General features: G+C 66.0%; 14 protein-coding genes and 1 tRNA gene. All 15 read right to left on the bottom strand.

Annotation, left to right across the window (positions count from 1 at the left end; translation table 11 throughout):
• Nucleotides 1-26 precede the first annotated feature (26 nt).
• Nucleotides 27-689: a CAAX prenyl protease-related protein gene (locus EBS11_RS20955; RefSeq protein ID WP_290606022.1), complete on the bottom strand. Its 663-nt coding sequence runs from the start codon at nt 687-689 to the stop codon at nt 27-29.
• 176 nt (nt 690-865) lie between these two features.
• A complete protein-coding gene (locus EBS11_RS20950) occupies nt 866-2758 on the bottom strand; it encodes an ATP-binding cassette domain-containing protein (RefSeq protein ID WP_290606020.1) in 1893 nt (630 codons plus the stop codon).
• 170 nt (nt 2759-2928) lie between these two features.
• A tRNA-Arg gene (locus EBS11_RS20945) sits at nt 2929-3003 on the bottom strand.
• 112 nt (nt 3004-3115) lie between these two features.
• On the bottom strand, nt 3116-4138 hold the full coding sequence (locus tag EBS11_RS20940; protein ID WP_290606018.1) for a hypothetical protein: 1023 nt from the start codon (nt 4136-4138) through the stop codon (nt 3116-3118).
• Nucleotides 4139-4144: 6 nt separating this feature from the next.
• On the bottom strand, nt 4145-5617 hold the full coding sequence (locus EBS11_RS20935) for an MBOAT family O-acyltransferase (protein WP_290606016.1): 1473 nt from the start codon (nt 5615-5617) through the stop codon (nt 4145-4147).
• A gap of 165 nt (nt 5618-5782) precedes the next feature.
• Nucleotides 5783-6526: a PEP_CTERM-anchored TLD domain-containing protein gene (locus EBS11_RS20930; protein WP_290606014.1), complete on the bottom strand. Its 744-nt coding sequence runs from the start codon at nt 6524-6526 to the stop codon at nt 5783-5785.
• Between the two features lie 122 nt (nt 6527-6648).
• Entirely contained in the window at nt 6649-7041 is a 393-nt protein-coding gene (locus EBS11_RS20925; RefSeq protein WP_290606012.1) for a RidA family protein, read from the bottom strand.
• 26 nt (nt 7042-7067) lie between these two features.
• Nucleotides 7068-8228, bottom strand: a complete 1161-nt coding sequence (locus tag EBS11_RS20920; RefSeq protein ID WP_290606010.1) for an acyl-CoA dehydrogenase family protein — start codon at nt 8226-8228, stop codon at nt 7068-7070.
• A gap of 1 nt (nt 8229) precedes the next feature.
• On the bottom strand, nt 8230-9084 hold the full coding sequence (locus tag EBS11_RS20915) for an enoyl-CoA hydratase family protein (protein WP_290606008.1): 855 nt from the start codon (nt 9082-9084) through the stop codon (nt 8230-8232).
• A gap of 10 nt (nt 9085-9094) precedes the next feature.
• Nucleotides 9095-9598: a MarR family transcriptional regulator gene (locus EBS11_RS20910; RefSeq protein ID WP_290606006.1), complete on the bottom strand. Its 504-nt coding sequence runs from the start codon at nt 9596-9598 to the stop codon at nt 9095-9097.
• A 13-nt stretch (nt 9599-9611) separates the two neighbouring features.
• Nucleotides 9612-10412, bottom strand: a complete 801-nt coding sequence (locus EBS11_RS20905; RefSeq protein ID WP_290606004.1) for an SDR family NAD(P)-dependent oxidoreductase — start codon at nt 10410-10412, stop codon at nt 9612-9614.
• A 1-nt stretch (nt 10413) separates the two neighbouring features.
• On the bottom strand, nt 10414-12789 hold the full coding sequence (locus tag EBS11_RS20900; protein ID WP_290606002.1) for a bifunctional salicylyl-CoA 5-hydroxylase/oxidoreductase: 2376 nt from the start codon (nt 12787-12789) through the stop codon (nt 10414-10416).
• The gene (locus EBS11_RS20895) at nt 12786-14405 is read right to left on the bottom strand and encodes an AMP-binding protein (protein ID WP_290606000.1); all 1620 of its coding nucleotides are present in this window, start codon (nt 14403-14405) and stop codon (nt 12786-12788) included. Before EBS11_RS20895 ends, EBS11_RS20900 begins: the two co-directional genes overlap by 4 nt.
• A gap of 93 nt (nt 14406-14498) precedes the next feature.
• Nucleotides 14499-15209 (bottom strand): response regulator, encoded by a 711-nt coding sequence (locus EBS11_RS20890; protein WP_290605998.1) that lies wholly within the window; start codon nt 15207-15209, stop codon nt 14499-14501.
• An 86-nt stretch (nt 15210-15295) separates the two neighbouring features.
• A partial coding sequence (locus tag EBS11_RS20885) for a response regulator (protein ID WP_290605996.1) occupies nt 15296-16357 on the bottom strand: 1062 nt, incomplete at its 5' end.

Raw genomic sequence — 16357 nt, 5'->3', positions numbered from 1 at the left:
GAGAGAGCAACAGTTGATTGGCAATATTACCAGTAAGTCCAGTGTCCGCCGGAAACAATCCAGAGGCCCAGCACGCCATTCGTGACACCATGCGCCAGGATGGGCGACCACAGCGACTGGCTGCGCATGTACAGCAGGCTGTAGGCGGCACCGGCTACGATGCCGGCCAGCCACAAGTTGTGCTCAAAACCAAACAGCACGACGCTGATAATCAGCGCCTTGGCGCTGGCCAGGCGTGGCTGGAAAGCGAGGAAATCAGGGGCATCGATCCAGCGCAGCAGGAAGGAACGCCAGAACAGTTCCTCCATCACGGGCACCACGAGGGCCGCGCCGGCGATGCGCAGCAGCACCAGGCTCCACTCGATGCGGCCGTCGTTGCGCGGGTCGAAGCCGTCGGCGCTGCCGATCGTCATCCAGTCAGCGCTGAGATTAATCCACAACAGAAAAACAACAATCCCCGTCGCCAGCGCCACGGCGATGGCACGCGCGCCCAGCGGCGTCCAGGCCAGTTCCGTGTAGCTGCGGCGCCAGTACAGCAGCATGCCCAGCACGACACCGATCTTGACGGCGTACAGCCAGCGCAGGTCCTGCGCGGCAAAGCCGAGCCGGCCGAGCATGTCGGCGATAAAGATGAAGGAGAGGTAGGCCAGGAATGGCGCTACCCGGGGCAAGGCGGCGCGGTCAAACATCGTACCGCGCGCCCGGGCCAGGCCGGCGCGCCGGACGCGTTGGCCCGGAGCGCGTGTTTTTGATAACAAACATGCATCCCCCGATGTAAAAAATATAATTATATAATTATATCAAGCTGAACCGTTGCCGTGGCAAGTAATCCTAACTTAATTACAACAGGAGAGGGGGAAAACCATCAGCCGTTGGCGCGCGCCTCGATCTGCTCCCACTTTTCCAGCGCTTCGAGCAGTTCGCCTTCGATCTCGGCCACGCGGGCGTTCAGGCGCTTGCCTTCGGCCGGCGTCTTCTTGTAGAAGTCGGGATGCGACAGCTCGGCGGCCAGCACGGACTGCTCGTCTTCCAGCTTGGCGATCAGCTTTGGCAACTCTTCCAGCTCGCGCTGTTCCTTGTAGCTGAGCTTTTTCTGCTTGGCAACAGGCGCCGCCGGCTCGGCCTTGACGGCCGGCTTGCTGGCCGGCGCCGTGGCGATCGGCAAGGTGCGCACGCGCTCCCAGTCCGTGTAGCCGCCGACGAATTCGCGCCACTTGCCCTCGCCTTCGGCGACGATCACCTGCGTGACGACGTTGTCGAGGAAGGTGCGGTCATGGCTGACGAGGAAGACGGTGCCCGTGTATTCTTCCAGCAACTCTTCCAGCAGTTCCAGGGTATCGATATCCAGGTCATTGGTCGGCTCGTCGAGCACCAGCACGTTGGCCGGCTTGGCGAACAGGCGCGCCAGCAGCAGACGGTTGCGCTCGCCACCGGACAGGGACTTGACGGGCGAACGGGCGCGTTCCGGCGCGAACAGGAAATCGTTCAGGTAGGTCATCACGTGGCGGCGCTGGCCATTGATCTCGACCCAGTCGCTGCCCGGCGCGATGGTTTCCATCAGGTTCGCCTCTTCGTTCAGCTGCGTGCGCATCTGGTCGAAATACGCCACTTGCAGCTTGGTACCCAGGCGGATGGTGCCCGTGTCCGACTGCTCTTCGCCGAGGATCATCTTCAGCAGGGTGGTCTTGCCGGCACCGTTGGCACCGATCAGGCCAACCTTGTCGCCGCGCAAGATGGTGGCGCTGAAATCCTTGACGATGACCTTGTCGCCATAGATTTTCGAGACGTTTTCCAGATCCGCCACGATCTTGCCCGAGCGTTCGCCGGCCGACACGTCCAGTTTCACTTGTCCCTGCTGCTCGCGGCGCGCATTGCGCGTCAGGCGCAGCGCTTCCAGGCGGCGCACGCGGCCTTCGTCGCGCACGCGGCGGGCCTTGACGCCCTTGCGTATCCACACTTCTTCCTGCGCCAGGAACTTGTCGAACTTGGCGTTTTCCACTTCCTCGATTTCCAGCTGCTCGGCCTTGCGCACTTGGTACGCCGTGAAGTTGCCCGGATACGACAGCAGGCGGCCGCGGTCCAGTTCGATGATGCGCGTGGCAACGTTGTCGAGGAAGGAGCGGTCATGGGTAATGAACAGCACGCTGCCCTTGAAATCGCGCAACAGACCTTCCAGCCACAGGATGGAGCTGAAGTCCAGATGGTTGGTCGGCTCATCGAGCAGCAGCACGTCCGGCGCCGAGACGAGCGCGCGCGCCAGCGCCACGCGCTTCTGCATCCCGCCCGACAGGGTTTTCATGGCCATGTCGCCCGTCAGGTTCAAACGGTCGAGTACGGTTTCCACCTTGTTCGGCAAGCTCCACGCATCGGCCGCATCCAGCTTGACCTGGATGTCGTGCATGCGTTCCATCAGTTCGTCGTCATTGCCCTGGCCAAACTGGCCCGTCAGCGCGTCGTATTCCTTCAGCCACGCCTGCGATTCGCCCATGCCGGACGCGACGGCATCGAACACGGACATGTCCGGGTCGAATTGCGGCTCCTGCTCCACGTAGGCGATCTTGATGCCCTGTTGCATGACCAGCAAGCCGTCGTCGAGCTTGAACTTGCCGGAAATGACCTTCAGCAAGGAGGATTTGCCCGTGCCGTTGCGGCCGATCAAACCGACCCGTTCCGACGTTTCGAGTGAAAATTCCGCGTGATCGAGCAGCGCGACGTGACCGAACGCAAGTTGCGCCGATGAAAGAGAAATGACAGCCATAATGAGTAAGAGTGCTCGGGCGCCGTCCCCTGCACACCGCTGGGTATGCAAAACAGCCGCCGATTGGATGAATGAAGCACGCATTGTACCGATAACTCGGACTTCAATCGCCATCGACCGGTAATACCGCCTGGATGATCACAGGCTGCCGACGCGCGTTGCGTGGAATGTGGTGTCGCCAGCAGGAATCGAACCTGCATTTAAGTCTTAGGAGGACCTTGTACTATCCATTGTACGATGGCGACACGCGCAGCGGCATTATACAGGCTGGCGCCCGTCATTGACATAGTGTCAGCCAGCAAGAGGAAAACGCGCGCCGGCATCGGGGCCGGCGCGCCATGAAGCGCCCCTCCCCCGCTACGGCTGCCGGGACGGCTGCAGCACGGGCAGCACCTGCTGCGCGGCCAGGCCGTGCGCCACCTTGTTCCAGTGGCCGTCCATCGGCAGGAAATCCAGCCGCTCGGCGCGCTGCCGCCAGTGGGCCGCGAACACCGGCTGCATGTCCACCACGACGTGGCCATTTTTCCTCGCCTGCGCGATGAAGGCCTGGCGGTCGTCGCCGTGCCAGGTGGGCTTGCCCTTCCTGGGCTCGTACAGCATGTTGCGGTCGCCGTCGACGACAAAGATCAGTTGCGTGCCTACAACGTCCTGAGCCGCCCGCAGTTGCGCAAAATAATAGTCCAGCACCTGGTCGCGCGCGGCCGGCGCCGCGCCGCCAACACCTGCCGCCCCGCCGCTATGCCGCAGGGAAGAGAGCCAGTCCGGCAATTTCAGGTTGTAATAGGTATACCGCACGAGGGCCGAGCGCGCCATCCAGCGCTTGAGCCTGGATTCCGCGTAGTCCACGTGCACCATGCGCACGCCATCCGGGCCGGCCACGAACTGGTTGTGGCTGCGCGGCGCCGGCAGCAGCAGATTGTTCAGGTTGCCCGAATCGATGAGCATGACCACATTGCGCGGATGCAGGCGCGGCCCGTAGTAGCGCAGCATTTCCAGCGTATCGGCCAGGCCATTGCCGGAACTGGCGGCGGCGTACACCCGGCCGCCCACCATGCGGTCCAGCTGGCCTTGCAGCGTGTCCTCATAATCGAGCATCAGGCTTTCGACAAAGCTGTCGCCCAGCACCAGCACGGCCGCATCGGGCTTGAAATCCGCGGAATTGGCAAAGCCCTGCGCATTGGTGGCGCCCCGGCGCGCATTCGACAGCGCCCAGCCGTGGGAATACACGTAGGCCTGCCCGGGCAGATAACGGCTGAGCGGCATGGCCGCGCTGCTGTGCTCCAGGCGCAGGCCCGACGATACGGGCAGGCACTGCAGCACGATCTCGAGCACCAGCGCCATCAGCAGCACACCGATTCCTGTCGTAATGGATGAACGCATGATGATTTAAAAGTTAAAGTACAGAAATTCGGAGACGCCGCGGGTTTCGCTGATCGACAGCAAGAACAGGCACAGCAAGAGCAAGGCGCCCAGCAGCATATTGCCGCGCCGGCCGGCCAGGCGGTTTTCCGCCTCCAGGCGCAGGCCACGGCCCAGCAGATCATAGGCATTCGGCAACAAGAAGACGATCGCGGCACAGGCCGCCAGCCACCACAGGCAGGAACCCAGCTCCATGATGCGGTTCATGCCCAGCACCGTCTCGCGCATGGACGGCGTCAGCGTCCCGCCCCCCATGGCTTGCAGCACGTCCAGCGCCACGCCGACGGAAGTGGCGCGGAAAAAGACCCAGGCCACCACCACGGCCAGGAACGTGGCGCCTGCGCCCGCCACGCGCAGGGGCAGGTTGCTGCGTCCGCCCAGCACGTGCCGCAAGGCATGGTTAATGATCAGGTAAATGCCGTGCAGCAAGCCCCACAGCAAGAATGTCCAGTTGGCGCCGTGCCACAGGCCGCCCAGCAGCATCGTCAGCAACAGGTTGCGGTAGCGCTGAAATGCGCTCTTGCGATTGCCGCCCAGGGGGATGTACAGGTAATCGCGCAGGAAATTGGACAGCGTGATATGCCAGCGGCGCCAGAAATCGATGATGGACGCGGCCTTGTACGGGGAATTGAAATTGATGGGCAATATGATGCCGAACATATAGGACAAGCCGTAGGCCATATCGGAATAGGCGGAGAAATCGAAATACAGCTGGAACGTGTAGGCCAGCGCGCCGGCCCACGCCTCAAGCATGCTCAAGTGCTGGTGGTGCAGGTCGAAAACCGGCCCCACGAAGCGGGCCACGCCGTCGGCCAGGATGACTTTCTTGAACAGGCCGATGGTGAAGAAGCTCAGGCCCACCAGCAGCCTGCCGCGGTGGAAGACATGCAGGGCCGGCTGCGAGAACTGCGGCATCATGTCCTTGTGATGCAGGATGGGGCCGGCAATCAGGTGGGGAAAGTAGGTGACGAACAGGCCGTAGCTCTCGGGCTGATAATCCTTGACCTTGCCGGCATGGCAGTCGACAAGGTAGGCGATCTGGGTAAAAGTGAAGAAGGAGATGCCGATGGGCAAGGTAATGCCGATGGGCTCGATCGCCATGCCCGTGACGGCGGCAATATTGCTCAGCAGAAAGTCAAAATACTTGAAAAAGACCAACAGGGACAAATTGAAGACGAGTCCGCCGATCAGCCAGCGCTTGGCCGTGCGCAAGCGGCCCTGCCCATGTTGCAGCGAAATATTGCGTCCGACGGCAAAGTTGGTACAGATGGACAAGGCCAGCAGGGGCAGGAAGGCGATATCCCAATAGCAATAAAACGCCACCGAGGCGAGCAACAGAAAAATGATGGACAGGCGCAGGGAATACTTTGACAGGACAAAATAACCAAGCAGCGCCAGCGGCAAAAAAACGAGGAAAAATGAAAAGGTATTAAATAACACGACAGGGTCCCAAGCGTGGGTGGTTGCTCATACGACAGTATCAAGCCCAGGGCCGCTGCCATGCGATTAGTTGATGATCATCAATCATTTCCGGCAAGCCAGGTTCGCCCCCGCCGGATGCGGCGCGCGCCACGCGAGGGGCTGGCGTCGCCGCAGCATGCGGAGTCAGCCGCGGGCGCCGTCCCTGACCCGCGACTGGCGCAACTGCATGCCAGCCAGCAAGATCAGCCCCCCCAGCAGCAAGCTCCAGGTGGCCGGTTCCGGCACCGCGCTGATGGTAAACACCTGTATCGCACCATACGTGATGTTCGGCCCCGTGAAGGTGGAACCGTCGATCAGGCTCACGCCGTTTGCCGGCTGCCCCCGGTAATTGTAGGAGTACAGCGAGGAATAGCCTCCATGCGTCAAGTCCTGGGGAACGTACAGGTCATGGCCGATGCCGAAGGTGGGACCATAGCTCAGGTCGTTATACGTCTGTCCGCTGCCGATGCCGTCGCCGCTGAAATACTGCTTCAGCTGCGGCAGCATGACGCCCGCCGTCAGGTTGAAGATGAAGGCGGTGCGCTGGCTGTCTTCCATGGTGACGTGCATGCCCCCCGTGGAGCTCCAGCTTTGCGGATTATAGCCGCCCACCAGCCAGGTCTGTCCGGCGCTGTTGCTCGCTTCCATGACGGAAAAGGTGCGCCCCTTGCCATCCGTCGCCTTGTGAAAATCGAGCGAAGTATCGCCCGCCGCCTTGCTGTAAATGGCCGTCAGCGCCAGGCGGCCCTCGCCCAGCCACGTTTCCAGCTGGGCCTGATAGCCGGGCGAGAGGAGCGAGGTGCCGGAATTGGCCTGCGCCCCCAGACAAAAGGCCATGCCGGCTACCGCCAGCGCCGCGCTGCTTGCTGCTCTGAAATTGTTATGCATCCTCTACCTCGACTGTCAGTATTTAAAACCGGCGTATTTTCCGGTTGCCAAATATAACATGATAGATAATGTTTTTATATTTATTATTTAGATGCCAATGTGCAATCTTTCATAGCAGAAATTCATCCCGGCAGCACGGCCGTCACCTCGATCTCGACTCTCGCCCTGTCCTCGATGAGGCCCGCCACCTGCACGGCCGTCATGGCAGGAAAATGCTTGCCGATAATTTCCCGATAGGCAACACCAATCTGTGGATACGCCGCCACATATTCCTTCTTGTCCAGCACGTACCAGTTCATGCGCACGATATGCTCGGGCAAGGCGCCCGCCTCGGCCAGCACGGCGACGATGTTCTGCAAGGCCTGGCGCACCTGGCCCGCGAAATCGTCCGTGTGGAATTGTCCCTGCGCGTCCCAGCCTATCATGCCGCTGACGTACACCGTGCGCCCGCTGGCGGCGATGCCGTTCGCGTAGCCGCGCGGCCTGGCCCAGGCGGGCGGTTGTAAAACTTGCATTTGATTTTCCTCGTTGTTCATGCGCTTCATGCCGTTCCTACGCTGGCTGCCTCGCGCAGCAGTTCGCGCGCGATGATCAATTGCTGCACCTCGCTGGCGCCCTCGTAGATGCGCAGGGCGCGGATTTCGCGGTACAGGCGTTCGACCGGGTGGTCGCTGACGACGCCCATGCCGCCGAACAGCTGCACGGCCGCGTCGATCACCTGCTGCGCCGTTTCCGTCGCCGTCAGCTTGGCCATGGCCGCCTCCTTCGTTACCTTGCGGCCCTGGTCGCGCTGCCAGGCGGCGCGGTAGGTGAGCAGCGCCGCCGCATCGATGCCGGTGGCCATCTGCGCCAGCTTGGCCTGCGTCAGCTGGAAGTCCGCCAGGGTCTGGCCGAACATCTGGCGCGCCATGGCGTGGCGCAGCGCCTCGTCGAAGGCGCGCCGCGCAAAGCCCAGGGCGGCGGCGGCCACCGACGTGCGGAAGATGTCCAGGGTCGCCATCGCCACCTTGAAGCCCTGCCCCGCCGCGCCCAGGCGCTGCGACACGGGCACGCGGCACTGATTGAAACGCAGGCGCGCCAGCGGATGCGGCGCGATGACGGCGATGCGTTCGGCGATTTCCAGCCCGGGATTGTCCGCGTCGACGATGAAGGCGCTGATGCCGCGCGCGCCGGGCGCCTCGCCCGTGCGCGCGAAGACCACGTAAAAGTCGGCGATGCCGCCATTCGAGATCCACGTCTTTTCGCCATCGAGCACGTAGTCGTCGCCCTCCAGGCGCGCGGCGCAGGCCATGGCCGCCACGTCCGATCCGGCCTGCGGCTCGGACAGGGCGAAGGCGGCGATGCGCTTGCCGCTGGCGACGTCGGGCAGGTAGCGCGCCTTGTGGGCCGCGCTGCCGAACAGGCCGATGGCGCCCGAGCCCAGCCCCTGCATGGCAAAGGCGAAATCGGCCAGGCCATCGTGGCGCGCCAGGGTTTCGCGGATCAGGCAAATGGCGCGCGTGTCGACGTGGCCATCGGCGCTCGTGGCATGCGCCAGCCAGCCGCCCTGCCCCAGTTGCGCCACCAGCGCGCGGCAGGCCGCATCCACGTCGCCGCCGTGCGCCTCGCCCACATGCTGCGTGGCCCAGGCATCGAGTTCGCGCTCCAGCTGCGCGTGGCGCGCCTCGAAAAACGGCCAGTCCAGATAGCTGGTATCACGCATGTCAGTCGCCCTCGAACTGTGGTTGGCCCTTCGCCACGAAGGCGTGATAGGCACGGTGGAAATCGTTGGTGGCCATGCAGATGGCTTGCGCCTGCGCTTCCGCCTCGATGGCTTCGTCGACGCCCATGTTCCACTCCTGCTGCAGCATTTTCTTCGTCATGCCGTGCGCGAACGTGGGGCCGCCGGCCAGGCCGGCGGCGAACAGCCGCGCCGCCTCTGCCAGCTCTTCCGGCTCGACGAGGCGGTTCAGGAAGCCCCAGCGCTCCGCCTCCGTACCGGGCAGGGAGCGCCCCGTGTACAGCAGTTCGGCGGCGCGGCCCTGGCCGATCACGCGCGGCAGCAGGGCGCAGGCGCCCATGTCGCAGCCGGCCAGTCCCACGCGGGTAAACAGGAAGGCCGTCTTGCTGCGCGCCGTGCCGATGCGGATGTCGGAGGCCAGCGCCAGCATGGCGCCGGCGCCCGCGCAGATGCCGTCGATGGCGGCGATGATCGGTTGCGGGCAGGCGCGCATGGCTTTCACCACGTCGCCCGTCATGCGGGTAAACGCCAGCAGGCCGGGCATGTCGAGCTGGGTCAACGGGCCGATGATGTCGTGCACGTCGCCGCCGGAGCAGAAATTGCCGCCGCTGCCGGTGATCACCACCGCCTTGACGTCGTCCGCATGCGCCAGCGCGCGGAACAGCTCGCGCAATTCCGCATACGAGTCAAAGGTGAGCGGATTCTTGCGCTCGGGCCTGTGCAAGGTCAAGGTGGCGACGCCGTCCTCGACGGAGAATAGAAAATGCCGCGCCGCGTAGCTGGCCAGGCTGGCGCGGTTGCCAGGCAGGTCCTGCGGCTGGCCGGGGAGGTAGCGCATGGTCAGTCCTTTAGGGGGTGTTGTTCAACTGCTGCTTCATGTGCGACAGCAGCTCGATCAGTTGCGTCTTGTCGTCCGGCGTCACGCCCTGCAGCAGTTCCGCGATCCAGCCTTCGTGCACCTTGGCCATCTCGTCGAAGGCGCGCCGGCCGGCCGGCGTCAGCTTGACGCTGTACGAACGGCGGTCCTTCGGGTCGACCACGCGCGCCACCAGCTTTTCCTGCTCCAGCTGGTCGGTGATGCCCGTGATATTGCCGCCCGTGACCATCATGCGCTTGGACAGTTCGCCCATGCGCAGGCCGTCGGGAAAGCGCTCGAGCTGCGCCATCAGGTCGAAGCGGGGCAAGGTGATGCCGAAGGTGGCGCGCAGGCGCGTGCGCACCTCGTTCTCGATCTTCACCGTGCACGACAGCATGCGCAGCCACAGCTTGAGCGACTGGTGGTGGTCCTGCGTCAGGCGGCTGGACAGGTCCAGCACGGGCTCGTCCTGCAGATTATCGGTTTCTTTATCCATGGTCTTCATTCGGTTACATGACTTCGCCGCCGGCGACGGCGACCGATTGTCCATTCATGGCCGACGAGGCGGGCAGGCATAGCCACGCCACCGCATCGGCCACCTCTTGCGGCTGCACCAGGCGCTGCTGCGGGTTGGCGGCGGCCAGCTCCGCGCGCGCCGCCTCCTCGCCGCGGCCCGTCTTGCGGGCGATATTCTGCACGGCCTGCGCCATCATGTCCGTCTCCGTGTAGCCGGGGCAGACGGCGTTGACGGTCACGCCGCGCGGCGCCACCTCCAGCGCCAGCGCGCGCGTCAGGCCGATCACGCCATGCTTGGCGGCGACATAGGCGCTGACGTAGCGGTAGCCTTTCAGGCCCGCCGTCGACGCCACGTTGACGATGCGCCCCCAGCCCGCGTCCAGCATGCCCGGCATGGCCGCCTGGCAGCAGTGGAACACGCCCGTCAGGTTCACGGCCAGCATCTGCTGCCAGATGGCCGTATCCGTCTTGCCGAACGGCGCCGCATGCGCCTGGCCCGCATTATTGACCAGGATGTCGATGCGGCCGAAATGCGCGGCGGCCTGCGCAAACCCCGCCTGCACGGACGCTTCCACTGCCACGTCGAGCACGCACAGGGCCACCCTGCCCGCGCCGCCCTCCTCTTCCAGCTGCAGGCGCGCGCGCGCCAGCCGCGCGCCATCGCGCCCGGCCAGGGTGACCCTGGCGCCCGCGCCCAGCAAGGCGCGCGCGCAGGCCAGGCCAATGCCGCTGCCGGCACCCGTCACCAGCGCATGTTTTCCTGATAAGGCGTCCATCGATGCTTCCTTGTTCATGTCATCCTTCCAGCAGCCGCGCGGCCACCTGCTGCGGGGTCAAGCCCGAACTGGCGGCGGCCAGCTGGCGTTCGCGCGCCAGATTGCGCTCCAGCTGCTGCTGGCCCGGCCGGTACTGCCTTGGCCACGCGGCAGCGGCCCCGCTGTAGCCGATGCGCGCCGTCTCCGTCAGTGTCCATGCCGGGTTGGCCAAGTGCGGCCGGCCCACGGCGCACAGGTCGGCGCGCCCGGCGGCGATGATGCTGTTGGCGTGGTCCGCCTCGAAAATCGAGCCGACGGCCATGCTGGCGATGCCCGCCTCGTTGCGCACGCGGTCGGCGAACGGCGCCTGGAACATGCGCCCGTACACGGGCTGTTCCAGCTTGCTGACCTGGCCCGAGGAACAGTCGATCAGGTCCGCGCCCGCCTGCTTGAACAGGCGCGCGATGACGACCGCGTCGTCGGGCGTGATGCCGCCGTCGACCCAGTCGTGGGCCGAGATGCGCACGCTCATGGGCTTGTCCTGCGGCCAGGCGGCGCGCATGGCGCGGAACACGCGCAGCGGATAGCGGCAGCGGTTTTCCAGGCTGCCGCCATACTCGTCCGTGCGGCGGTTGGTCAGCGGCGAGATAAAACTCGACAGCAGGTAGCCGTGCGCGCAATGCAGCTCCAGCCAGTCGAAACCGGCGACGGCCGCGGCCAGGGTGGCGCGCACGAAGTCCTGCTCGATGCGCGCCAGGTCGCTTTCCGTCGCCGCCCGCGCCACCTGCGACACGCCCGGCAGGTATTGCTGTTCCGAGGCGGCCAGCAGCGGCCAGTTGCCCTCCCTGAGCGGCAGGTCGATGCCGTCCCACATGGGCCGCGTCGAGCCTTTCGCCCCCGCATGGCCCAGCTGCAGGGCGATCTTCGCATCGCTGTTCGCATGCACGAAATCGACGATGCGCCGCCACGCCTGCGTATGCGCCTCGCTGTACATGCCGGGACAGGCGGGCGTGATGCGCGCGTCGGCCGACACGCACGTCATCTCGGCAAACACGAGGCCCGCGCCGCCCATGGCGCGCGCGCCCAGGTGCATCAGGTGGTAGTCGCCCGCCACGCCGTCGACGGCGCTGTACTGCGCCATGGGCGAGACGGCGATGCGGTTCTTCAGCAGCACGCCGCGCAGCCGGAATGGCGTGAGCATGGGCGGCAGCGGGCCGTGCGGCGCCTCCACGCCGGCCTGTTCGGCGGCGCGCCGCGCCAGCCACTGCTCGTAACCGGCCACGTAGGCGGGGTCGCGCAGGCGCAGGTTTTCATGCGAGATGCGCTGGCTGCGCGTGAGCATGGAATAAGCGAACTGCGGCGCCTCCATGGCGCTGTAACGCTCGACGTTTTCAAACCACTCCATGGAATTGCGCGCCGCGCTCTGGATTTTCAGCACCTCGACGGCGCGCAGCTGCTGGTAAGCGGCCAGCGCGGCAGGTGCATCGCCATGCCGGCCGAAGCAGCGCGCCAGCTCGATGGCGTCTTCCAGCGCCAGCTTGGTGCCCGAGCCGATCGAGTAATGCGCCGTGTGGGCCGCGTCGCCCATCAGCACCACGGGCACGCCGTCCTGCATATGCACCCACTGGCGGCAGACGATGCGGGGGAAGGTGATCCACTGGGCCGAGCCGCGCAGGTGGGGTGAGTTGCTCAGCAGGCCATGGCCATCGAGTTCCCCGGCGAACAGCGCCTCGCAAAAGGCGACGCCCTCTTCCTGGCTCATGGCGTCCAGCCCCGCCGCGCGCCACACATGTTCGGGCGTCTCGACGATGAAGGTCGAGGTGTCGCCGTCATACTGGTAGATATGCGCCTGGAACCAGCCGTGTGGCGTCTGGCGGAAGGCGAACGTGAAGGCGTCGAACTTCTTGCGCGTGCCCAGCCAGATGAAGCGGCAATGGCGCTGCTCGATGGCGGGCTGGTAGCTGGCTGCGTAGCGCGTGCGGATACGGCTGTTCAAGCCGTCGCTGGCGATCACCAGGTCGGCGCCGTACTGGCGCGCGATGGCCTGGTCGTCCTGCACCTCCGTCTCGAAGACGAGGTCCACGCCGAGTTCCTCGCAGCGCTGCTGCAGGATGTTGAGCAGGCGCTTGCGGCCGATGCCGCAAAAGCCATGGCCGCCCGAGCGCACGGTTTCGCCCTTGAAATGGATCTCGATGTCGTCCCAGTGGTTGAACGCCTGCAGGATGGCGCGCGCCGTCGGCTCGTCGGCATTGGCCAGGTTGCCCAGGGTCTGGTCGGAAAACACCACGCCCCAGCCAAACGTGTCGTACGGGCGGTTGCGCTCGATGACGGTGATGCGGTGCGCGGGGTCCTGCTTTTTCATGAGCAGGCTGAAATACAGGCCGGCGGGGCCGCCGCCGATGCAGACGATATTCATGGCATGTCCGTGCGAAGTTTGAAGCGCTGCAGCTTGCCCGTCTCCGTGCGCGGCAGCGCGGGCAGGAAGCGGATGGCGCGCGGATATTTGTAGGGGGCGATCTGCTGGCGCACGAACTCCTGCAGCTCGGCCGCCAGCGCATCGCCGGCCTGGCAGCCCGCCTTCAACACCACGTGCGCCTCGACGATCTGGCCCCGCTCCTCATCGGCGCGCCCCACCACGCCGCATTCGGCCACGGCCGGGTGGCGCAGCAGCGCCTCTTCCACTTCCGGCCCGGCGATGTTGTAGCCGGCCGAGACGATCATGTCGTCGCTGCGCGCCCGGTAATAGAAATAGCCGTCGCCATCCATCTCGAAGGTGTCGCCCGTCAGGTTCCAGCCGTTCTGCACGTACTCGCCCTGGCGCGCATCGGCCAGGTAGCGGCAGCCGGTCGGGCCCTTCACGGCCAGGCGGCCCGTCACGCCGGGCGGCTGCGGCACGCCCGCCTCGTCGACGATGCAGGCCTGGTAGCCGGGGATGGCCTTGCCGATGGCGCCGCGGCGGATGCCCTCGCCCGTGGCGGAAATAAAGATGTGCAGCATCTCGGTGGCGCCGATGCCGTCCGTCATGGCCAGGCCCGTGGCCGCCTGCCAGGCGTCGCGCGTGGCCAGCGGCAGCGCCTCGCCGGCCGACACGGACAGGCGCAGGCTGCGCAAGTCGTGCTGCGCGGCCAGCGGCGCCATCTGGCGGTAGAAGGTGGGCGCCGTGAAGCAGATCGTGGCCGCGTAGGTCGCGATGGCCCGCAGCAGGCCCTCCGGCGTGAGCTTTTCCAGCAGTACGGCGGCCGCGCCGAAGCGCAGGGGAAACAGCAGCAAGCCGCCCAGGCCGAAGGTGAACGCCAGCGGCGGCGTGCCGATGAAGATGTCGTCGGCGCGCGCCTGCAGCATGGAGCGGGGAAAGCAGTCGCAGATGGCCAGCAGGTCGCGGTGCATGTGCATGGTGCCCTTGGGCACGCCCGTCGTGCCCGACGTAAAGCTGATCAGGCAGACGTCGTCGGCCGCCGTGTCGTGCGCGGCAAACGGGCTGGCGTGCGCCGCCATGCGCTGCTCCAGCTCCGCGCCATCGGCGCCAAAGCACAGCACCGGCGGGCAATCCGGCACGCCATCGAGCTCGCCGCGCAAGCCCTGCGCGCACAGCACGGCATTGACTTCGGCCTTGGCCGCGATGGTGGCCAGTTCGCGCGCGCGCAGCAGCGGCATGGTGGGTACGGCGATGCAGCCGGCCTTCAGCACGGCCAGCAGGCAGGCCGCCATCATCGGCGTATTTGCGCCGCGCAGCAGTACGCGGTTGCCGGGAATCAGGCCCAGGTCGCTGCGCAGCACGTGCGCGATGCGGTCGACCTGCTGCTGCAGGTGGGCATAGCTCCAGCGCTGGCCCTCGGCGAGGATGGCCGTACGCGCGCCGCCGCCAGCGGCGACGGCCGCATCGAGCAGCGCGGCGACGCAGTTCAGGCGTGTCGGATATTGCAGCTCGGGCAAGGCCAGGCACAGCTCTGGCCAGAGTGCGCGCGGCGGCAGGTGCGCGCGCGCAAAGTCATCCCGGGGAGGTACGGTGGTAGGCGATGGGTCGCTGCTCATGCTCGTCCTGGCTGGTGGCGGGCGCGCGTGCTTGGCCCGGAAGCAGATACTTTAAACCTAAAGTATTTTTCCGGCAAGCGGAAAACAGCGGATTCAGTCCGCGTCGTCCTGCTCACCAAGCAGATGCGCCTGCTGCGCCACGCTGCGCGCCAGGGCGGCCAGCGCAGTCTGCATCTGACCGCCATCGAGCACGGCCCCCTGCAGCAGGGCCAGCATGGCAGCTTCCGCGCCATGCAGCCCCAGGGTGCGGCAACCCAGGTGCAGCCGTTCCAGCTGCTGGCGCGCCTGCACCGGTTCGCCGCTTGCCAGCAGGGCTTCCACCTGTTCGGCGGCGGCGCCGATCTGGCCCTGGAAGCCCGTCAGGTACGCCAGCAGGCGTTCGTGATCGATGCCCAGGCGCTGCGCCGTCGCCAGCGGCGCCTCGGCCGGCAATGGCGCCACGTCGAAGCAGGCGTCGATATGCAGGCGCACCTGTTCCGGCTGGAAGGGCTTGACGATATAGCCCGCCGCGCCGGCCTGCACGGCATCGCGCACCGTGTCCTGGTCATTGGCCGACGAGACGAGCACCAGCGGCATGGCGTCGAGCGCGCTGTCGGAGCGGATCTTCTGCAGCAGCTCCATGCCCGACAGGCGCGGCATGCGCAGGTCGCAGAAGCACAGCGCCGGCCGCAAGCCGCCCTCGAGCTGTTCCCACGCGGCCGCGCCATCCTCGGCCTCCACGATATCGTGCACGCCACAGCTGTCGATCAGGTGCATCAGCACCATGCGCGAAACGACATCATCGTCAACCACCAGTACTTTCATCAGTCTCTCCATTGCCGGCAGCGTCAGGGCGCCTGGCGGTATTCTACCCAGTTTCGCCGCGCTTCCCCCGTCCGGCATTGCATATTTTACATTTCCTTGTCCGGAACGGCGATTTGCGCCAGCAGTGCGCGCAGACGCGGCAGGTGCAGGGCCACCTGCGTCCAGCGCCCGCCATCCGCCGCTTCCTCCATTTCCGTGCACAGCATGTGCAGCTCCGTTTCGTCGAGATACGCGGCGCTGCCCCTCAAGCCGTGCAGCAGGCGCCCGGCGCCCTCCTGGTCCTGCGCGGCCAGGGCCGCGTCGAGTTCATGCAGCCGCCCTTCCAGGTCGGCGAGGAAGGCGACGCGGATGCGCCGCTGCAGCTCGCCGCTGCGGCTGGCCGGCGCCGCCGGCGCTGGCGCGCTGCCTGCCTTGGGCGCGACGCCGAACAGGGCGTCGAGTTCGGCCTGGCCCCGCGCCGCATTGCGCGGCATGCTGGACGGCATGCGCGGCAGCATGAAGCCGCGCTGCAGCTGGCGCTCGATGGCACGCGCCAGCAAGCCATGCAGGGCCGCCTCGTCCACCGGCTTGCTGAGGAAATCGTCCATGCCCACGCCCAGGTAGCGGCTGCGGTCCTCTTCGCTGGCGTTCGCCGTCAGGGCCACGATCATCAGCTCCTGGTCGCGCACGGGCTGGTCCGGCCAGCCGCCCACGCGGATCAGTCGCGTGGCCGTGGCGCCATCCATCTCCGGCATGCGCCCGTCCATCAGGATCAGGTCATAGCGCGTATGCACGCAGGCCGCCACGGCCAGCATGCCATTGGCGACGACGTCGACGCGGTGCCCCAGCTCCTCGAGCATGACGCGGATGATGATCTGGTTGGTCGGGAAGTCTTCCGCGCACAGCACGCGCAGCTGGTGGCTGTGCGGCGCCAGCGCCACCTGCGGCACCAGCGGCGGCGCCACGCCGTCTGCCATCGGCAGGGTGAAGGTGAACGTGCTGCCCTGCCCCGGCATGCTGGCCACCTCGATCTCGCCATCCATCAGTTCGACCAGTTGGCGGCAGATCGCCAGGCCCAGGCCCGTGCCGCCATAGCGCCGCGTGGTGCTCGCATCGGCCTGTTCGAACTTCTGGAACAGGCGCGCCATCGCATCGGCATCGATGCCGAT

Source organism: Janthinobacterium sp. (genome assembly GCF_009923995.1).
Taxonomy (GTDB): Bacteria; Pseudomonadota; Gammaproteobacteria; order Burkholderiales; family Burkholderiaceae_D; genus Janthinobacterium.
Note: the sequence above shows the minus strand (reverse complement) of the source record. Positions and strands in the feature narration are given on the sequence as shown.